This window comes from Nocardioides sp., assembly GCF_035429765.1.
Taxonomy (GTDB): Bacteria; Actinomycetota; Actinomycetes; order Propionibacteriales; family Nocardioidaceae; genus Nocardioides.
Map to the genome: position 1 here is coordinate 1 of NZ_DAOMFK010000301.1, position 2,514 is coordinate 2,514.

General features: G+C 75.4%; 3 protein-coding genes. 1 reads left to right on the forward strand and 2 read right to left on the reverse strand.

The genetic code is table 11. From position 1 onward, the window contains the following. A partial coding sequence (locus tag PLP61_RS16480) for a sulfite exporter TauE/SafE family protein (RefSeq protein ID WP_324503848.1) occupies window positions 1-503 on the reverse strand: 503 nt, incomplete at its 3' end. A gap of 33 nt (window positions 504-536) precedes the next feature. Continuing rightward, the gene (cysC, locus tag PLP61_RS16485; protein ID WP_324503850.1) at window positions 537-1,784 is read right to left on the reverse strand and encodes an adenylyl-sulfate kinase; all 1,248 of its coding nucleotides are present in this window, start codon (window positions 1,782-1,784) and stop codon (window positions 537-539) included. Between the two features lie 78 nt (window positions 1,785-1,862). Here cysC and PLP61_RS16490 point away from each other — a divergent pair. Next, window positions 1,863-2,514: asparaginase (locus PLP61_RS16490; protein WP_324503851.1), on the forward strand; the 652-nt coding region annotated here is incomplete at its 3' end.

Below are 2,514 nucleotides of genomic sequence, written 5' to 3' on the forward strand. Positions count from 1 at the left end.
GTCACCCCCACGGGCAGCCCGCCGGCGGCGCCGATCAGCACGGTCGGCAGGACCTGGATGTGGGGGTTGTCGTCGGGGACGACGCCGCCGCGGCGGATCCGCCGCAGCTGGATGTAGAGCCGCAGTGCGTAGGTGGCGGCCGCGAGGAGCAGCGCGAACCCGATGCACAGCTTGAGCACCTTGTCGAGCTGCTCGGGGGTGTCGGTCACGGCCGCGAGCAGGTGCGGGCCGAGCAGCGCCATCGGCACCGAGCCGACGATCAGCCACTTGGCGAGCTTGAGGTTCGGCGAGCCCTCCCGGTGGTGCACCACCGCACCGCCGGTCTTGTAGACCGCCGCGGCGGTCAGGTCGGCGGTGACCACGGTCGCCGCGTCGCCCACGCCCAGGAAGAGCAGCGCAGGCGTCATCAGCGCGCCGCCGCCCATGCCGGTGAGGCCGACGACGGTGCCGACGAGGAACCCGGCGGCGAGGATCGCGAAGAACGTGGTGCTGAGATCGGGCATGCCACACTCTCGTCTCGCCGGATTTGAACCGGGTCAGTGTACTGCCCGGCCGAGGTTGTCCTCCTCGGCGCGCCGCGGCTCCGGGGTCGCCGCCGCGAGGTCCAGGTAGCCCTCGGCCCGCAGCCCCACGAGGACGTCGTCGAGAGCCTCCTCGATGGTGCGGCCCGTGGTGTCGACCCGCACCGCCGCGTCCTCGGGCTCCTCGTACGGCGAGGAGATCCCGGTGAACTCGGGGATCTCGCCGCGCCGGGCCTTCGCGTAGAGGCCCTTGCGGTCGCGCCGCTCGCACTCCTCCAGCGGCGTGGCCACGTGCACCAGGAAGAACGCGCCGCCGGCGTCCTCGACCATCTGGCGGACCAGCCGGCGGGTCGCGTCGAAGGGAGCGATCGGGCTGCACACCGCCACCCCGCCGTGCCGCGAGATCTCGGCCGCGACCCAGCCGATGCGGGCGATGTTGGTCTCCCGGTCCGCCTTGGAGAAGGTCAGCCCGGCCGAGAGGTGGCGGCGTACGACGTCCCCGTCGAGGCTGGTCACCGTGCGCCCGGTCTCGAGCAGCAGGTCGATCAGGGCCCGCGCCAGGGTGGACTTGCCGCTGCCGGACAGTCCGGTGAAGAACAGCACGAGGCCCTGCTCGCCGGGCGGGGGCCGGTCGGCGTCGACGACTGCGGCCACCGCAGCCGGGAGCTCGCCGCCCTCGGCCAGCCCCAGCACCGGGTCCCCGTCGGCGTAGTTCTCCACGACCTGGATCCCCAGGTGGTGGTCGACCTCGGGGTCGCCGTGCGCGGCCAGCGGCACCGCCACCACCGCCGCGTCGGGCAGCCCCTCGGCCGCGGCCAGCGTGGCCCGGACCAGGCCGACGGGGGAGAGGGTCGGGGTGCCCGTGCCGATGAGCGCCAGCAGCACCACCGGCCCGGCCTCGGCCAGCCGGCCCAGCTGGTCGGTGGTCAGCGGGTCGGCGACGGGGACCCAGGTGCTCCCGGCGTACCGCTCCTGCGCCTGGGCCGGGGTCAGGTGCAGCCGGCGGAACGGGCCGTGCTCGGCATGGGTCAGCGCGGTGACCCGCCCGTCGAGGTCCACGTGGGCCAGCGGCAGCCCCTCGGGGTCCACCAGCTCGACCAGCCCGCGGTCCCGCGCCTGGGCGATGACGTCCTCGGGCAGGTCCAGCGTCACCGGGCTGTCCGGCTCGTTGAAGCCGGTGAGCGGCGCCAGCGCGCCGGAGACCAGCAGCTCGAGGTCGTCCAGCTCGCGCGGGGTGGGGTGGTGCTGGGGGATCGGCGGCACAGGCGCCATCCTGCCACCGCGGGGCGGCCCGGGCGCGGGCGGGAACGAACCGGACCGGTCCTCGGTAGGGTGCCCCGCATGGCGCAGCCCCAGTCGCAGCCGGTGGTGGCCGAGGTGGTCCGGTCGGGGATCGTGGAGGGCCACCACTACGGCGCGGTGGTGGCGCTCGCACCCGACGGGTCGGTGGACTGGGCCGTCGGCGACGTGGAGCGGCCGGTGCTGCCGCGGTCGTGCGTGAAGCCGCTCCAGGCGGTCGGGATGCTGCGCTGCGGGCTGGACCTGCCCGACGAGCTGCTGGCGCTGGTGTGCGCGTCGCACTCGGGCGAGCCGTTCCACGTCGAGGGGGTACGCCGGATCCTGCGCGGCGCCGGGCTCTCCGAGGCCTCGCTGCAGACGCCCGCCGACCTGCCGCTGGGAGACGTGGCTCGGGCAGAGCTGCTCCGGGGCGGGGGGTCGGCCGCGCCGGTGCTGATGAACTGCTCGGGCAAGCACGCCGGGATGCTCGCCACGTGCGTGGCCCGGGGCTGGGACACCGGGACCTACCTGTCGCCGGAGCACCCGCTGCAGCGCGCGATCCTCCAGACCGTCGTCTCGCTGACCGGCGACCAGACCCCGCTGCACGGCCCGGGAGCGCTGGCCGTCGACGGGTGCGGCGCCCCGGCCCCGGCCACCTCGCTGGTCGGCCTGGCGCGGGCGTTCGGGCTGCTCGCCCGGGGGCTCGACGGCTCCG